The organism is Segetibacter aerophilus, from assembly GCF_007991655.1.
GTDB classification, from domain to species: domain Bacteria; phylum Bacteroidota; class Bacteroidia; order Chitinophagales; family Chitinophagaceae; genus Segetibacter; species Segetibacter aerophilus.
In genome coordinates this window covers 187,947-203,314 of record NZ_BJYT01000008.1, presented here as the reverse complement: position 1 = coordinate 203,314, position 15,368 = coordinate 187,947, and the positions used below count along the sequence as shown (strand labels likewise).

Sequence of the window (15,368 nt, the reverse complement as noted above, 5' to 3'; positions counted from 1 at the left end):
TCGTTGTGCGATGTCGTTATACTATCATTCGTTGCTAAAATGAAGACATCTGGTACAGAATTATTTTTCCTTGCTGTTGTAATGCCTGATCAGTTCTCTTGTTTCTTTTCCAGACTCCCTTAAATCCTTATCCTCCCACTTACCTTGGGCGCTGGCGGTTGGAAGCAAAACAGAACAAGTTTCGTTTTTGTCAGAAACTGACCAGGTAACCCAACTCACTTTATTCTTCTCTGACCAGTCGATCCATTTACGCCATTCCTCCATATTTAAAGGTCCGTTTCCGCTGGCTTCCATGCCTGCAGATTCGGAGATAAAAATAGGGATGCCTTTCTTCAGCGCATAATCGCAACGGTCGCGAAGTTGTTGTTTATGGGTTGCAGCATAAAAATGAACCGTATACATTAAGTTGGTAAAACCGGTTAAAGGGTCATCAGCAACGGTATGTATGTCCTGGTCCCAATGGGGATTGCCGACAAGTATAACATTGTCGGGGTCAATTGCTCTAATCGTAGAAATAACCTCTCTTGAATAATCCTTTACTTCCTTCCACGACTCCTGGTCTGGCTCGTTGAAAATCTCGTAAATAACGTTTGGATATTTTCCATAGGTTTTAGCCATTTCGGCAAAAAAGGTCTTTGCCTCGTTCAACTTAATGTTGTGACTATGCCAATCAATGATTACGTAGATACCCTCTTTTATAGCAGCATCTACAACTGCTTTTACCTTTGCTACTGACTCTTCGGGCTTTTCCAGGTAGCCGTTTTTAGGCTCCACTCCCATCGCGGCCCGTACTACTGTGCATTGCCAATCGGTATGTAACCACTTAACCGCTTCTGCATTATAGAAACGCGGCCAAAAGTTGTGCCACCCAAAACTCATTCCTCTTAACACAACAGCATTTCCTTTTTTATCCACCAGGTTAGTACCGTCAACATGAAGTGGCCCGTGTTGTTTAACAGGTTGCGCCGATAGAAATACACTCACAAAAAAAAGATATAAAAAGGCCAGCAGAGTCTTTATTTTCATAATTATTTTAATAAGTGGGACGAATATAGCCCACCTATCCCAAATAATTCAACCGTAAGCCATGCAGCGAGTTATACATGTTTTATGAGTAAAAATTACTTTTAATCTTAATTTACTTTAATGCTTTCCGGGATGGTTTTTAAAAGGACAGAATATTTTAAGAGGGTTACCTTTTTTTCATATTTGTATTAACTGTTAACCTTTAATAAACTAAAACAATATGGTACAAAAAACATATTTCAAGACAAAAGACTATTGTAAAGTGAAATTTGCCCTAAATCTTGAAAATGCTGAGACAGTAGAAATTCTTGGATTAAACAGTGATTGGGAAAATTCAGTAGTGATGAGCAAGAAAAAAGATGGCACTTTTAGCGCTGATGTTTCTTTGCCTAAAAATAGTCAGCATGAATTTAAATATCGTGTAAATGAGACCGAGTGGATTAATGAGCCCGAAGCAGATAGTCAGCACCATAATGAATTTGGTAGTGTTAATAGCGTAATCGTTCTCTAAACAATTAGACTAAAACCTCATTTTATTTTCAAGTCATTTGAATGATGGTAAATAAGATGAAATTGTACAAATAATAAAAGCTGCAAAACAGTGTTTATCGATAAACATTTTTTTGCAGCTTTTTATTTAACCAAACCACTCTCTTTTCCGTGCTTGCAAGTTTTCAAACTTTTATCTCTAGAGTACTATCAAACAAAAACGAGGCAAAAAGCAAAAGACGAGAAATGCTTATTTTTAAAAAATGAAAGGACTTTTATTAATTACTCTCCTCAGCTTCACACTTGCCTCATGTTTTAAAACTGATAATAGAAACCTGGGAGTTTACAATGTCGCAGACGGTTACATAAGATATCAATTAAACAATTTCCCTTTTGAAATCAATGGTGGCTATAGTTCGTTTTCGAATACCGGCATTGGAGTATATGGCAGGAAACAACTGAAAACGACAACAGGTGAAAATACGAGGTATGTTATTGTCGGGCAACTATCGGCAAGAAGATCTATCACTATAGTTATAGCTACAGATAGCTTAACCACAGGAACCTATACTACAAGTTCTTCTTCAAACCCAATCACTACCACAAAATTTGACTCTGTTCAATATTCTGTAAACAGAAGTGAAGACGTGTTAAATCTCGATATTATAAGAAATACCAATGGCACTATTGATGGAACTTTTTCAGGGAAGCTTTCAAATGCTACAACAGATACGGGAACCACAATGTATGCGCCCGGTCTTATAAGTAACGGAGTTTTTAAAAATATTGCAATAAGCTATCAGTAGTTTTTACAGCTATTTCCTCTTTTAAGAATAGTAGAATTATATCGAACCGTTTCAAGCAAGTGAAACTATAAAGCGAGGTTTAAAGCTTTTTGCATCTATAAACCTAATTTCTCAATAGCTAGTTGGGCAGCTATCTGGCTTGCGTCCTTTTTATTATAAGCTTTACCAATAGCAAGTTGCTCTCCATCTAACACGGCCGCGATTGTAAAGACGCGGCGGTTGTTTTCAAGCTTTTCGGCAATGGTTTCGAAACCCAGGGCTTTGCCGTTTTTACTCGCCCACCCTATCAACTTATTTTTAAGGTTAATGTCAATCAGTTCAAGATCATCTACATAAAGGTGAGGAATGATCATTTGCTTTGTTACCCACTTCTGAGTCTTGAGATAACCCTTGTCCAGGTAGAATGCACCAATAAGCGCCTCGAGTGTATTTCCAAAAATCTGACTTCCTTTTAGAGAGCCGTCAACCTTATTATAGAGAGCCAGTTTTTTAAGGCCAATTTTTATGGCCAGATCATTTAACTGCTGCCGGTTAACCATTTTACTGCGCATCTCGGTAAGAAAGCCTTCACCCTTGTACGGATATTTTTTGAAGAGATAATCAGCAACAATTGCACTCAGTATAGCGTCTCCAAGGTACTCGAGCCTTTCATTGTTTTCGTCTGCATTCTCTTTAACCGAGCGGTGACTTAAGGCTGTAGTGTATAGGGAAATGTTGCCGGTTTTAATGCCCAGCACATTCTGCAACTGCTTTTGTAAAGTCTGAATATTTTTTTTGCGACCTAGAAATCGCTCGATGAATTCCACAATGTTAAGCTACATATTTTTTCACTATCACCGCAGCATTGTGACCTCCAAATCCGAACGTATTACTTAAAGCTGCATTAACGGGGCGGTGCTGTGCTTTGTTGAAAGTAAAGTTTAATTGAGGATCTAATTCAGGATCATCTGTGAAGTGATTAATAGTAGGGGGAATGATACCATGTACGATGCTTTGGATACATGCAATGGCCTCAATAACGCCGGCAGCACCGAGGCAGTGGCCGGTCATACTTTTGGTAGAACTGATGTTTAATTTATAAGCGTGCTCTCCGAAAACGTGTGTAATTGCTTTCAATTCAGCACCATCGCCAAGAGGAGTAGAAGTACCGTGAGTATTGATATAATCTATATCCTCAGGTTTCATTCCTGCATCCTTAAGAGCTGAAAGCATCACATTTTTTGCACCCAACCCTTCAGGATGTGGGGCAGTAATATGATGAGCGTCTGCGGTAGCACCACCACCGGCGATCTCACAGTATATGTGAGCACCACGGGCAAGAGCGTGATCGAGATCTTCAAGTATAAGCACTCCGGCACCTTCGCCCATTACAAAACCGTCGCGGTCTTTGTCGTACGGGCGACTGGCTGTTTCGAACCCATCATTTCTTTCGCTTAGGGCTTTCATTGCATTAAATCCACCAACTCCGGCCTGGCTAACGACAGCTTCACTTCCACCGGTCACTACTATGTCAGCCTTCCCTATACGGATATAGTCAAAGGCATCAATGATGGCATTGGTAGAAGAAGCGCATGCGCTAACAACAGCGAAGTTTGGTCCACGAAAACCATGACGCATAGATATTTGACCGGCGGCTATATCTAATATCATTTTGGGAATGAAATAGGGATTGAAACGAGGTGTTCCATCTCCTTTGGCAAAATCAATTACCTCATTTTGAAAGGTAATAAGACCTCCAATGCCGCTACCGAAAATTACGCCGACACGGTCAGGATTAATCGTAGCCTTGTCAATTTTTGCATCGAGCACAGCCTGGTCACTTGCTATGATAGCAATCTGAGCAAAGCGGTCAATTTTTCGTGATTCTTTTCGGTCGAGGTAATCTGTTGCTTCAAAGTTCTTAAGTTCACAAGCAAATTTTGTTTTGAATTTAGATGCATCGAAAAGTGTTATCATGTTAGCACCAGAGACGCCGTTGATCAAACCATTCCAGTAATCTTCAAGATTGTTTCCCAGCGGTGTTAAAGCTCCGATACCAGTGACAACAACTCTTTTCAATTGCATATTCTGCCTGTAAATTGTTAAGTGATAAATCCGCCTGACAAACACAAAAAGCATTCGCAAGGCGGATTAAAAAAGTTTAGCTAATAAGTGACGGACAAATTATTTAGCGTGCTCTTCCAGGTAGGCAACAGCCTGGCCAACTGTTGTAATGGTTTCAGCCTGCTCATCCGGAATAGAAATATTAAATTCCTTTTCAAATTCCATTATTAATTCCACGGTGTCCAAAGAGTCGGCACCCAGGTCATTGGTAAAAGACGCTTCAGTTGTTACCTCAGCTTCATCTACGCCAAGTTTGTCAACAATGATTTTTTTAACTCTTGTTGCGATGTCTGACATTGTAATTAAGTTTAGTTACGGTTGCAAAAATATAATTTTTGGTAAATAAGCAACGAAATACCTGACTTTTATTTATGAACTGAAGTTCGTAGATAAATCAACGATTTTTCTTTGCCTTGCTTCTTACTGTATGTTCCGATGCAATATACAATAAGCTAGCTATCACCACACTCGTTCTAAAAACTGTTACTGCAATAAATGTTCCCTCAGAACTTCATAGTGAACTCTCTATTTCATCTTCAACAAGGAATATCTTTTTTAAGAGTATACAGTCTTGCTAGTTTGGCTATTTGTATGTGCTTTTTACAGTTTCAGTAAAATTAGTGTTCGGGCATTTTATCTTCGTTGTTACATCGTTGTGTCACTCACTTGTACTAACATCTGTACGTCGGCCCTATTCTTATCTTTTAATATCTCGCCAATCATTTCTTTCTTTCATTCTAACTTTTTCGCGCTGATAGTTTTTGTAAGATTGCTTCTAACTTCTTTGGATTGTTTATGTATGGCTGAAGATCAAACAGCTCTACCTTTCTAAATTCACAAGGATGACTCTCGCTCTGCAAAGAGATAAAGCCTTCCTTAATTAATTTGCCGCCTTCCAAACCAGCTTTCTTTACCCACCTATCATTGCCGTCATACTGAGGCTTGCCATACACCATTACCGTATCAGTGTTGACTATCTGTTTTATAATAGAGTCACCCAATACAAGCGCTTCGGCTCGTACCCACTGATCACCATGATAAGTCTTCGAGCTCGAGTTGACACAATGCGGTGTGAAGAGTTTACCTTTTAAAAACACGTTAGTACCGGGTGTACATAGATTACAAGTTGACCTCTCATCTTTACCATTACCACCTAGTAACTGGTCTTCCATACTTATAGGAAAGTCCTGGTCAAGAAACATACTTTCAGGTGATTGGCAATGTAGCATAGCGCCACTGTTTCTGGTCGCCCAGCCTGGTCCTCCCTTTACCTGGTTACCAACAAAACGATATTCTATTACAAGGAGATAAGCGCTAAACTTTTTCTTGTAAAAGATATGGCCATACTGTTCTTTGAAATCATCATACTGGTCGTATCGTACTTGCATAACACCATTCTCTACACGAAAAGTATTACCGAAATTTTCATTTAAAGGATGATCTTTTATTTTCACTTTCCAATCTTTAAGATCTTTTCCGTTGAAAAGCTTTACCCACTTAAGCGATGATTTCTTTTGGGCCGACGCGACAATTGAGACAAGCAACAAGCAAGTAGCAAATAGGTATTTCATTTTTCTTGTATAAGGTTCTCTGTAATAAGAAATGAAAGTACACTGTTTTCTAATTTTACTATCAATTAATAACGTCAAAGCGTTCTATTCTCACTTCCTCATTTCACCGACCTTTCTTTACTTAAGCTGGAATTGTAGGACTGAAACAATTCAAATGTCATTAACTTGTATTCCAAAAAACTCAAATGAAAAAAGCTTTAGTTTGTTTACTGGTCATGTTTGCAATTACATCAACTTTACATGCACAAAACACAAAAAAAATGACGGATAAATTATTAAGACATGTAGTATTACTAAAATTTAAAGATGCAAGTACAGCTGCTGATATTAAGAAAGTAGAAAATGCCTTCCGCCAACTACCGTCAAAAATAAAAGCTGTAAAAGGATTTGAGTGGGGCACAAACAATAGCCCTGAGAACATTAATCAAGGTTTTACCCATTGTTTCTTTGTGACTTTTAAAACGGAGAAAGACCGTGAAGAGTATTTGCCTCATCCCGCGCACAAAGCATTTGTAGATGTGCTAACGCCGCATCTTGATAAAGTACTGGTAATTGATTATTGGGCAGCACAATAGACTGCCCTTTGCCCTTGGTGGCAACCTATCTTAGCCTGCTCTCCTATAGAACCTCTATCTGGTTTCTAAGAAGATCCTCGAATACGTCAGGCTTCCTGATTAATTTAGGTTCGCCGTCTTTTACCAGGACTTCGGCTGGCTTCAACCGCGAATTGAAATTGCTTGACATTTCAAATCCGTAAGCACCCGCATTAAAAAATACAAGAAAGTCGCCCTCACGAACTTCGTTGAGCTTGCGATCCCACGCGAACGTATCTGTCTCGCAAATATTTCCTACCACAGTGTAAATTCGTTCAGCTCCTTTGGGATTTGTAATATTCTCGATTCGGTGAAAAGCCTCGTAAAACATTGGTCGTATCAGGTGATTGAAACCGCTGTTAACACCGGCAAAGACAGTTGCAGTTGTCTGCTTAACAACATTTGCTTTTACAACAAAGTAACCTGCTTCACTTACCAGATATTTGCCCGGTTCAAACCAGATCTGCAGTTTTCTTCCCGTTTCTTTTTCGTATGCAGCAAACGCTTCAGCAACTTTAGCACCCAACTGATTGACATCAGTCTCAGGATCATCATGCTGATAAGGAACTTTGAAGCCGCTACCTAAATCGATGAATTCAAGATTTTGAAAATGTCTCGCTATTTCAAACATTACCTCAAGGCCTTCGATAAAAACGTTTACGTCCTTGATCTCACTGCCAGTGTGCATATGCAAACCGGTAACATTTAGATTAGTCGTTTTTACGATCCTTTCAATATGACGCAACTGGTGAATAGAGATACCGAACTTGCTATCTACATGCCCCGTTGAAATTTTATAATTTCCACCGGCCATGATGTGCGGGTTCAACCGAATGCAGACAGGGTAAGAATGAGCGTATCTATTTCCGAATTGTTCAAGAATAGAAATATTATCAATGTTGAGATTTACCCCTAAATTCTTTCCCGCTTCAATTTCTTCGAAGTCAACACAATTAGGCGTAAACAGAATGTCTTTTGGCTCAAAACCTGCTCTTAGACCAAGCATAACCTCGTTAATACTTACGCAGTCCAATGAGGCGCCAATCTGCTTCATCCACTTTAAAATATTGATATTAGTAAGTGCTTTACATGCATAGAAAAATTTAGAATTTGAATTTTTAAAAGCTTCTTTTAGTTTTTTAAATTGTTCTTCTATTTTTTCTGCGTGATATACATACACGGGAGTACCAAACTCGTTGGCAATACTAATCAATTGTTTAGTGGATAATTTTAGCGACATAGTGGGCAAAAGTAATTTGAAAAAAGGTGTAAAGAGGAGTTGGAGAACGTTAATCTTCCTGTTTTATATCTTCAGGTGACTCTCCCGGTTTTTCATCACCCGGTTTATCTTCAGATGAGCTTTCTTCCTTCAAAGGAGTTTCGGGTCCAGCATCCGATAAGCCTTCAATTTGATCCTGCTGTAAAGGCTTTTCAATCAACTCTCCATTATCTGCTACGATAAAAGTTGTATTTGCTAACTCGGCAATTTCTTCTTGTTGACTCATCAGCTCTTCGCCTTGTTCTGCTTCAGTAGCGTCGTCTGCAGGTGCGTTTACTGCATCGTTGATAAGTGTTCCCTGGATGGACTGTTCGGCAAGCACCTCTCTTATTTTTGGGAGATCGTCTGTAGAGTTTATTCCGAAATAATCCATGAAAGATTTGGATGTAGAATAAACCAACGGCTTTCCGGGAAGTTCTTCGTTCCGTCCAGAAATAATAATTAATTCTTTCTCCAGCAATTTTTGAACAGAATAGTCACTATTTACGCCACGTATCGCTTCTACTTCGCCCTTTGTTATAGGTTGTTTATAAGCGATAATAGCGAGTGTTTCCAAAGCTGCATTAGATAAGCGCTTCAAAAATTTTTCGCCATTTAGCAATGCGACCGTTTTATAAAAATCTTTTTTGGTCAGGAACTGATAACCACCTCCGCTTTCTCTTACCGCAAACGGATAGAACTCCGCATTGTATTTTTCACGGATTCCTTCAATTGCAGCTTCTATCTGGTCCAGTGAGATCCTTTCTTCCATAAAACCAAAAGCATTGTTGATGAGGTCAACAATATCTAGTGCCGTAAGTGGTTTATCACTGGCAAAGATCAAAGCTTCGATATGAGGAATTATCTGCGAAAGTTCCATAGTGAAACCCCTAAAGGAGTTACTAAAATCCCTTGATGAGACTAAAGTTTATTTATAGTTGTAAAAGTTATGAGGATAGGATTTAAAATCCACTTTTATTTCAAGTTTATCCATTCAACGCGGCGGCACCACTCACAATCTCGGTAAGCTCGGTAGTGATGGCAGCCTGCCTTGCCCTGTTATATGAAATCTTCAGCGTCTTTAATAATTCGTTGGCATTTTCACTCGCCTTATCCATAGCAGTCATACGTGCCCCATGTTCGCTTGCGTGTGCGTCTAGAACAGCTTTGAATAATTGCGTATTCAAAATCTTAGGCATTAGTTCCGCTACCAGCTGCTCTTTGGCTGGTTCAAAAATAAAATCAGCTTTTTTCTGCCCGCCTTTTCTTTCCACTTTAGGAATTGGCAGAAATCTTTCTACCACAAACTTCTGTGTAGCAGCGTTTTTAAACTCACTATATATCAACTCAACCACGTCAAATTCTTTATTCTCAAATGCTTTCACAGCCGCTTTTGAAGCAGCCTGAACAGTTTCAAAGTGCAGGTTTAAAAAAACATCTTTGAAATCTGCATTCGTTTTATAGTTCTGTTTGCTCAAGCTTTCAAAGCCTTTTTTCCCAATGTTCCAAATGGTGACGTTTCCCTTTTTAAACTGGTCGCTATACCTCGAAGAAATTGTTTCCTTAGCCAGCTTTACAATGTTAGCATTGTAACCTCCTGCCAAACCACGATCGCTCGTAATTACAATTAAAAGAATTCTTTCTTTACCTCTTTCCACCGCAAGTGAACCACTTACGTCATCGTCACCACTGCTCACAATGTTGCTTAACATCTCCTGCAACTTTTGAGCATAAGGACGCATTTGAGTAATTGCATCCTGGGCACGGCGAAGCTTAGCGGCACTTACCATTTTCATCGCCTTGGTAATTTGCTGCGTGCTTTGCACACTCTTAATCCTGTTCCTAACCTCTTTTAATTGGCCACTCATTTTTTCGTGTTTTAAGTTTCATTTCGATAAAACCAAAAAATATTATTAAAAATCTTTAAACCTCCCTTACGTCTGCCAGCTTCTTAGATTTTCTTACAGTTGTTTTAACAAACTTCCATCAAACTTCCCTTCAAATCGTAGCAAAAGAAGATGTAGACATACTTAAAAATGAAAAACTAACAGCATTAGTTAAATCGGCTGCAAAGGTAAGGGATGGACAGCAAAAGGCAAAAGCAGTGCGTTTGCTATCTCATTTTGGGTAAAAAAAATTGGGAGGGAGAGCGTGGCCAGGGCCGTAACAGGAGAAAGCGCAGACTTAAACAGGAGAAGTAAAAGATGATAGCTGCAACTATGGATTAACAGTAAGTTCTCTTTGGTCTGTCACCAGAACCTTACTTGTCTTGCCATTCTTCGTGACAGGTTTCAATGTTAATCCGGCAAGAAAGCCAATGCCGTATGAGAGGTGAAGTGTGAAATACACAAGGGGAATTAGAACAACCTCCTTAAAAGGCTTTCTGCTAATGGCCGCAAAAGTGATTGCTACAAGAAGGTATAGAGCAAGCGGCACAAGGCTGATTGTAAGTCCTAATAACAACAGTAGAGGCAACATGGCCAGGTAGATTACAAATAGGGACGGAACGAGGTGGCGGACATTGGTGGCAGTTTTAACCTTTTTAAGCACTAAAGGCTTGTACAGGCCATATTGATAATACTGTTTGTACAGCAATTTGAAATTCTTTCGGGGATGATAATACAGCTTTATATCTCGGCTTTGATACACCTTGAACCCTAAACTTTTTGCGCGGTAATGAAACTCGTCGTCCTGGTTACGTTTGAAATTGGTGTCGAATAAACCCGTTTTTTCAAAGATGCTTTTCTTCCACGCACCGAGATAAACGCTGTCGGTGTAGCCTTCGAAATCCTCGAAATGGAAAGAACTATTACCGACACCAAATTTCGTAGTGGTTGCATAACCAATCGCATTTTGAACACTATTGCCAACAGCAATTCGCATGGCGCCACCCACAATGTCTGCACCTGTTTTTTCAAAAGTCTCGATTATTCTTTCAAAGTAATGCAGGTTATAATCGGTGTGTGCATCAAGCCTTACAATAATATCTCCTTTAGCTGCTTTGATTGCTTTATTTAGAGCGAAGGGTACATAGCGATCAGGGTTATGGAGCAGATGAACATTGCTGTAAAGCATCCTATATTCCTCAATAATAGCACAAGTCGCATCTGAAGAACTTCCATCAACCAGTATCAATTCTTTGTCTGCCGGTAAAGCCGTGACAAAAAAATCAAGCACCGAATGGATGTACGCAGCTTCATTATAAACAGGACAAATGACAGTTATCATTGGAGACAGAGAAGTATTATTATAAGTTTGGTCGACGTTGAACCCGTGCAAGTTAGGGTCAGATTGATAGTGATGTAAAGTTTGTATAACAGATCAGAATTTGGCTATGGAGAAATTGAGTAAAAAAGTTTGTTCCATAAAACCTTTATGTTGCTCCAATCAAACTCTTCGCTCTTCTTTCGTGCAGCAGAACTAAGTCGTTGGCAGAGTGAACTATTGTCGATAACTCGCCAGATAGCTTCAATAAAAGCCACTTCATCACCCGCAGGCACAAGTAGTCCGTTCTGGTTATTTTCTATTAGATAGGGCACCCCGCCCACATTCGTGCTAATCGTAATCATACCCAGCGCCATAGCTTCAACCACACTTACAGGAAGGTTATCGAAGTTGGTCGTGTTGATAAAAATATCACACTTCGCAGCAATTTCAACCCATTTCTCGCGTGGCAATAATCCTGTAAAAGTCACGTGGCGTTCAATGGCAAGTTCCTTTGCCAATGCTTTGCATTGCTCAAGGCTTCCGTCCTTATCAGGGCCAACCATAGTCAGGGTTGCGCCAGGATGTGTTTGCAATAAGGTATTCAGAATTCGAATGGCAAGTGTAGGATTATAAATTTGATGAAAAGATCTTACCCAGAGAATGTTAGGGGCGCAATGAGTTCTTTGTCTGAAGGGGTAAGCACCAATACTGATGTTATTAGGGATAATCAGACACTTCCAGTCCTGGTCGGCCATGCTCTTGTGCAGGTAGCCCGACACAGCAACATTCATAAAACTATTTGCAAACAATTGAGCTGCTTTTTTAGGCGATCCTTTTATTCTGTCCGGAAGGTTGCCTCCATGTAAACAGGGAATGTAGGGTATGTAGAAAATTCGACAACACATTGCGCAGAGCCATGCAAAATAAAAAGCTGAAGTACTATACGTCGCTATCAACACTACAGAGTGCAGCCGATTTGATACAATTGTAAAAAGCATGTCGAAAAGACGCAAAGCTTGGTTTTGTTTCCTGCTCGTGGGGATGACTGTATAACCTTCTTCGGCAAAAAGCTTTACTAAAGTAGTGCCCGTTGTAGGTGTCTGTCCATGAGTCGTAAGAAAATTATCGACGTAAATAATCTTCCGGGTCATGCTTGGTAGCCGCAAAGTTTCTTGGTTACCAACTTCAGTTCTTCGATTAAATATCGTTGCGACGCTCCGTTCAATGGTAACATCTTTATCAGGCTTTTTATATATCGTATACAAAACAAATTAACCAATGACATCATCATGTAATAGAATTGAGCGCCTGCCTTTTTACTTTAGAGATTACTGCCTGGAATTTTCCATTTTTGTTTAATGGAATAGAAACTACTTCTTCAATCGATATGTCCATTTCTCCCAGCTGACTTTCTACTCTTTGTGCGATCATATTTTCTTCCTCTTGCGTCAGTGAAGTTTCTGCCTCAATTTTTATATGAATATGTCCTAACTCTTCCTGTATTACCTGAGCTTTTTTAATTTTTTCCAATCCATAAAATATACTGTGAAAACGTACTATCTCCCGGCCATCTCTTCCAATTACTACATCTTCAATTCTGCCAACAATTTCTTTAATCACCGGCATATTACGTCCACAAGCACAAGGCTCACTGCTCCTGATCATTCTATCACCGATTTTGTACCTAATCAAAGGCTGATCAAAGTTCAGCAACCCTGTACAATACACGTCTCCTGCAACTCCATCCGGTACGGGTTTTAAATCATCGTCCAGAATTTCAATGATGCCTGCATCGGGGTTTATATGAAGGCTGCCATGTTCACATTCACTTACCATTCCGCAGGCTTCAACGCTTCCCCAACTGTCAAAAGTTTTACAGTTGTACACTTCTAAAAACATCTGCCTCATCTCAGGACTAAGTTTTTCACTAGAAGGAAGTACAGCTTTGAGTTCAGGCGCTTGCATGTTATTTTCCATTAAAAAACGAGCAAGAAAAAAATTGCTCATAGCATAACCTGTCATGTATTCTACCTTGTGTTTTTCAATTCCTTTAAGGTAGTTCGAGGCGTTGGCTGAACTGATATGGTAGGCTGAAAAGTAGGCCTGTTTCTCAAAATAATTGTATCTATAAAAGGGAGGAGTGTTTGAGGCATCAGCCACAATACGCCGACCACCAATCATACCTCTTGGAATAAAACTGCTTACGCCTGCCCAGTTTCTTATCCTTGCTTCAAAAATGCTAAACCACTTTTGGTGCATAGAATGCGAGTACAAAATTTTAACAGGAGTGCCGGTACTACCACTGGATGAAAAAAAGGAAGTGTTACTTTCTTTAGTAGTTGAGATTAGCGTCGTGGTACAAAACTTCCTTAGTTGCTCTTTTGTTAGAACCGGCAAATCTTCAAGCCTTCCTAAGTCTAGATTTTGTATGTCAGTAGCCGTTATTCCTTTCTCATCAAATGAACTCTTATAAAAAGGGACTTTGGCCTGCGCATGCAAAAGCAACTTTTGAAGTTCGGCTTGCTGATAGTCTGTCCACTGTTGAACAGTATAGCTTTCCCTGTTTTTTGCTGCTTTATACTCTTTGGAAAATATGCCCCCGAATCTTCGTTTCTTCCATTGATAGCCGAAAGCAGAAATCAATATATTCTGAATTGCAACGGGGCTTTTTTGGTAAATGGTTTCTGTAAGGGGCAAATTAGGGGAGCTTGTTTTGAGAAAATTATATGGGGGACGTACGCATCTTTTTAATGCCTTAACTAAAACGCCTACACCTAAATAGTTCGTATAAGCTTTGCAGGATTACCGGCATAAATTCCTGGTTTGGTAATATTTTTTGTGACAACTGATCCGGCGCCAATGACCACATGATCGCAAATACTTACCGGGAGCACACTCGTATTGCTTCCGATGGAAACATGATTTCCAATAGTCGTTGCCTTCCAAAGTTCTCTTTTGCCTTCGGCCGGTGCTCCGGTTGAGAAGAGATCGTTTACAAACATGACCCCATGGCCAATAAAACAATCATTACCTATGGTAACCAGCTCGCAAATAAATGAGTGGCTTTGAATTTTACAGTGTTCACCTATCGTTACATCTTTTTGTATTTCTACGAAAGGACCGATAAAAGTGTTCGAACCTACAGTGCAACCGTACAAGTTCACAGGCGTCACTACTTTTACGTTCTCCCCAAAGACAACATCAACAATTCCCGACGAGATAAGAATAGGATCAGCCACCTTAGTTATTTAGTTGTTTCGATGACTGGTAAATTTTCTCTATTATTTCGACTGTCTTCATTCCCTCGAAAGCGTTGGCCGACATTGAGCCGTTGTGTAGTAAAACCTGGATTAAATTCTCATACACCTTATGATGATTCGACATGGAGCCAACGTACGTTCCATAATTGTTTGCCCTGTTACCGGCAGGAATGTTCTTGAACTCGAAGTCTTTAATGTTCTGGTATTCCAGTTCGTTCAGGTACTCCCCTCCTATTTTTACTGTTCCTTTCTCCGCAAAAATAGTGAGGGAACCTTCCATGTTTTTATTGTAGCTGTTTACCGTATAATTGATCGTACCGACAGCGCCATTCACAAATTCAATAGCTACTACACCTGTGTCTTCGAACTCTATAATTTCTTTGTGGGCAAAGTTGGCGGTAAGGCAATAGGCGCGTGTAACATCTCCGATCATCCAGTATAGCAAGTCAATAAAATGACTGAACTGGGTGAATAAAGTGCCGCCGTCAAGCTCTTTGGTTCCTTTCCAGGAGTTGTGGTAATAATCAGGGTTTCGGTTCCAGAAGCAGCTTAGCTGAATGCTATAGATCTTTCCTAAAATTCCTTTTTCGATAGCGTCTTTTACCGCCACGACCGGTGGGTTAAACCTGTTTTGCTTAATTGCAAACAAACTTCGTTTCGCCTGTTCTGCTGCTGCAATCATCGCTTTACAATCTTTGACCTTTATCGCCATTGGCTTTTCGCATAGTACATGAAAACCTGCCTGTAAAGCTTTTATTGAATGGGAGGCGTGTAAACCGTTGGGTGTGCATACGACAACTACGTCTATCTCTTTTTCATGCTGCAGCAGTATGTCTATTTCTGTGTATGCGTTTACCTTATATTTTCCAGCAAACATGGTGGCTCGTTCCTTTACAACGTCACAGACGGCTACCAATGTTCCATAGGTTTTTATATGTTCTGCATGCCTTTCTGCTATCCTGCCGCAACCAATTAAAGCAAACTTTATTTTCATTCCAGATGACTATGTTTCCTTAGAAGAACTAAGAATAAAAAATGGTACAAGTGAGTGACAC

At 39.8% G+C, this 15,368-nt stretch carries 16 protein-coding genes; 3 read left to right on the top strand and 13 right to left on the bottom strand.

The features are described from left to right. Positions 1-60: 60 nt before the first annotated feature. The gene (locus SAE01_RS12360) at positions 61-1,026 is read right to left on the bottom strand and encodes a glycoside hydrolase family 5 protein (RefSeq protein ID WP_147204073.1); all 966 of its coding nucleotides are present in this window, start codon (positions 1,024-1,026) and stop codon (positions 61-63) included. 220 nt (positions 1,027-1,246) lie between these two features. Between SAE01_RS12360 and SAE01_RS12355 the strand changes: the two genes are divergently transcribed. Together SAE01_RS12355 and SAE01_RS12350 are read left to right on the top strand one after the other, a co-directional pair. Beyond that, the gene (locus SAE01_RS12355) at positions 1,247-1,537 is read left to right on the top strand and encodes an isoamylase early set domain-containing protein (RefSeq protein ID WP_147204072.1); all 291 of its coding nucleotides are present in this window, start codon (positions 1,247-1,249) and stop codon (positions 1,535-1,537) included. A 241-nt stretch (positions 1,538-1,778) separates the two neighbouring features. Next, positions 1,779-2,321 carry a hypothetical protein gene (locus SAE01_RS12350; protein WP_147204071.1) on the top strand — a complete coding sequence of 181 codons (543 nt, stop codon included), beginning with the start codon at positions 1,779-1,781 and terminating at the stop codon, positions 2,319-2,321. Between the two features lie 95 nt (positions 2,322-2,416). On the opposite strand, the gene rnc is transcribed toward SAE01_RS12350, so the two are convergent. The 4 genes from rnc to SAE01_RS12330 form a co-directional block, all read right to left on the bottom strand. Then, positions 2,417-3,127: a ribonuclease III gene (gene rnc, locus SAE01_RS12345; RefSeq protein WP_147204070.1), complete on the bottom strand. Its 711-nt coding sequence runs from the start codon at positions 3,125-3,127 to the stop codon at positions 2,417-2,419. Between the two features lie 4 nt (positions 3,128-3,131). Then, positions 3,132-4,385, bottom strand: coding sequence for a beta-ketoacyl-ACP synthase II (gene fabF / locus SAE01_RS12340; RefSeq protein WP_147204069.1), 1,254 nt, complete (start codon positions 4,383-4,385; stop codon positions 3,132-3,134). A 99-nt stretch (positions 4,386-4,484) separates the two neighbouring features. Continuing rightward, on the bottom strand, positions 4,485-4,721 hold the full coding sequence (locus tag SAE01_RS12335) for an acyl carrier protein (protein WP_018617185.1): 237 nt from the start codon (positions 4,719-4,721) through the stop codon (positions 4,485-4,487). A 440-nt stretch (positions 4,722-5,161) separates the two neighbouring features. After that, positions 5,162-5,995: a 3-keto-disaccharide hydrolase gene (locus SAE01_RS12330; RefSeq protein ID WP_147204068.1), complete on the bottom strand. Its 834-nt coding sequence runs from the start codon at positions 5,993-5,995 to the stop codon at positions 5,162-5,164. A 185-nt stretch (positions 5,996-6,180) separates the two neighbouring features. Here SAE01_RS12330 and SAE01_RS12325 point away from each other — a divergent pair, with 185 nt between their 5' ends. Beyond that, a complete protein-coding gene (locus tag SAE01_RS12325) occupies positions 6,181-6,570 on the top strand; it encodes a Dabb family protein (protein ID WP_218029145.1) in 390 nt (129 codons plus the stop codon). Positions 6,571-6,613: 43 nt separating this feature from the next. On the opposite strand, the gene lysA is transcribed toward SAE01_RS12325, so the two are convergent. The 8 genes from lysA to SAE01_RS12285 form a co-directional block, all read right to left on the bottom strand. Continuing rightward, positions 6,614-7,828, bottom strand: a complete 1,215-nt coding sequence (gene lysA / locus SAE01_RS12320; protein ID WP_147204067.1) for a diaminopimelate decarboxylase — start codon at positions 7,826-7,828, stop codon at positions 6,614-6,616. Positions 7,829-7,877: 49 nt separating this feature from the next. Continuing rightward, positions 7,878-8,726 (bottom strand): SMC-Scp complex subunit ScpB, encoded by an 849-nt coding sequence (gene scpB, locus SAE01_RS12315; protein WP_147204066.1) that lies wholly within the window; start codon positions 8,724-8,726, stop codon positions 7,878-7,880. Positions 8,727-8,832: 106 nt separating this feature from the next. Continuing rightward, positions 8,833-9,714 (bottom strand): ATP synthase F1 subunit gamma, encoded by an 882-nt coding sequence (gene atpG, locus SAE01_RS12310; RefSeq protein WP_147204065.1) that lies wholly within the window; start codon positions 9,712-9,714, stop codon positions 8,833-8,835. Positions 9,715-10,063: 349 nt separating this feature from the next. Continuing rightward, the gene (locus tag SAE01_RS12305) at positions 10,064-11,074 is read right to left on the bottom strand and encodes a glycosyltransferase family 2 protein (RefSeq protein WP_147204064.1); all 1,011 of its coding nucleotides are present in this window, start codon (positions 11,072-11,074) and stop codon (positions 10,064-10,066) included. A 104-nt stretch (positions 11,075-11,178) separates the two neighbouring features. Beyond that, positions 11,179-12,204: a glycosyltransferase family 4 protein gene (locus SAE01_RS12300; RefSeq protein WP_147204063.1), complete on the bottom strand. Its 1,026-nt coding sequence runs from the start codon at positions 12,202-12,204 to the stop codon at positions 11,179-11,181. Between the two features lie 136 nt (positions 12,205-12,340). Further along, entirely contained in the window at positions 12,341-13,750 is a 1,410-nt protein-coding gene (locus SAE01_RS12295; protein ID WP_147204062.1) for a phenylacetate--CoA ligase family protein, read from the bottom strand. A gap of 77 nt (positions 13,751-13,827) precedes the next feature. Further along, positions 13,828-14,292, bottom strand: coding sequence for an acyltransferase (locus tag SAE01_RS12290; RefSeq protein ID WP_147204061.1), 465 nt, complete (start codon positions 14,290-14,292; stop codon positions 13,828-13,830). Position 14,293: 1 nt separating this feature from the next. Next, a complete protein-coding gene (locus tag SAE01_RS12285; RefSeq protein WP_147204060.1) occupies positions 14,294-15,307 on the bottom strand; it encodes a Gfo/Idh/MocA family protein in 1,014 nt (337 codons plus the stop codon). Between the last annotated feature and the right edge of the window lie 61 nt (positions 15,308-15,368).

What these genes read in the sequence shown, in the direction of transcription:
- SAE01_RS12360 (WP_147204073.1), bottom strand. Translation starts at nt 1,026, where the DNA reads ATGAAAATAAAGACTCTGCTGGCCTTTTTATATCTTTTTTTTGTGAGT.
- SAE01_RS12355 (WP_147204072.1), top strand. Translation starts at nt 1,247, where the DNA reads ATGGTACAAAAAACATATTTCAAGACAAAAGACTATTGTAAAGTGAAA.
- SAE01_RS12350 (WP_147204071.1), top strand. Translation starts at nt 1,779, where the DNA reads ATGAAAGGACTTTTATTAATTACTCTCCTCAGCTTCACACTTGCCTCA.
- fabF (WP_147204069.1), bottom strand. Translation starts at nt 4,385, where the DNA reads ATGCAATTGAAAAGAGTTGTTGTCACTGGTATCGGAGCTTTAACACCG.
- SAE01_RS12335 (WP_018617185.1), bottom strand. Translation starts at nt 4,721, where the DNA reads ATGTCAGACATCGCAACAAGAGTTAAAAAAATCATTGTTGACAAACTT.
- SAE01_RS12330 (WP_147204068.1), bottom strand. Translation starts at nt 5,995, where the DNA reads ATGAAATACCTATTTGCTACTTGCTTGTTGCTTGTCTCAATTGTCGCG.
- SAE01_RS12325 (WP_218029145.1), top strand. Translation starts at nt 6,181, where the DNA reads ATGAAAAAAGCTTTAGTTTGTTTACTGGTCATGTTTGCAATTACATCA.
- lysA (WP_147204067.1), bottom strand. Translation starts at nt 7,828, where the DNA reads ATGTCGCTAAAATTATCCACTAAACAATTGATTAGTATTGCCAACGAG.
- scpB (WP_147204066.1), bottom strand. Translation starts at nt 8,726, where the DNA reads ATGGAACTTTCGCAGATAATTCCTCATATCGAAGCTTTGATCTTTGCC.
- atpG (WP_147204065.1), bottom strand. Translation starts at nt 9,714, where the DNA reads ATGAGTGGCCAATTAAAAGAGGTTAGGAACAGGATTAAGAGTGTGCAA.
- SAE01_RS12305 (WP_147204064.1), bottom strand. Translation starts at nt 11,074, where the DNA reads ATGATAACTGTCATTTGTCCTGTTTATAATGAAGCTGCGTACATCCAT.
- SAE01_RS12300 (WP_147204063.1), bottom strand. Translation starts at nt 12,204, where the DNA reads ATGACCCGGAAGATTATTTACGTCGATAATTTTCTTACGACTCATGGA.
- SAE01_RS12285 (WP_147204060.1), bottom strand. Translation starts at nt 15,307, where the DNA reads ATGAAAATAAAGTTTGCTTTAATTGGTTGCGGCAGGATAGCAGAAAGG.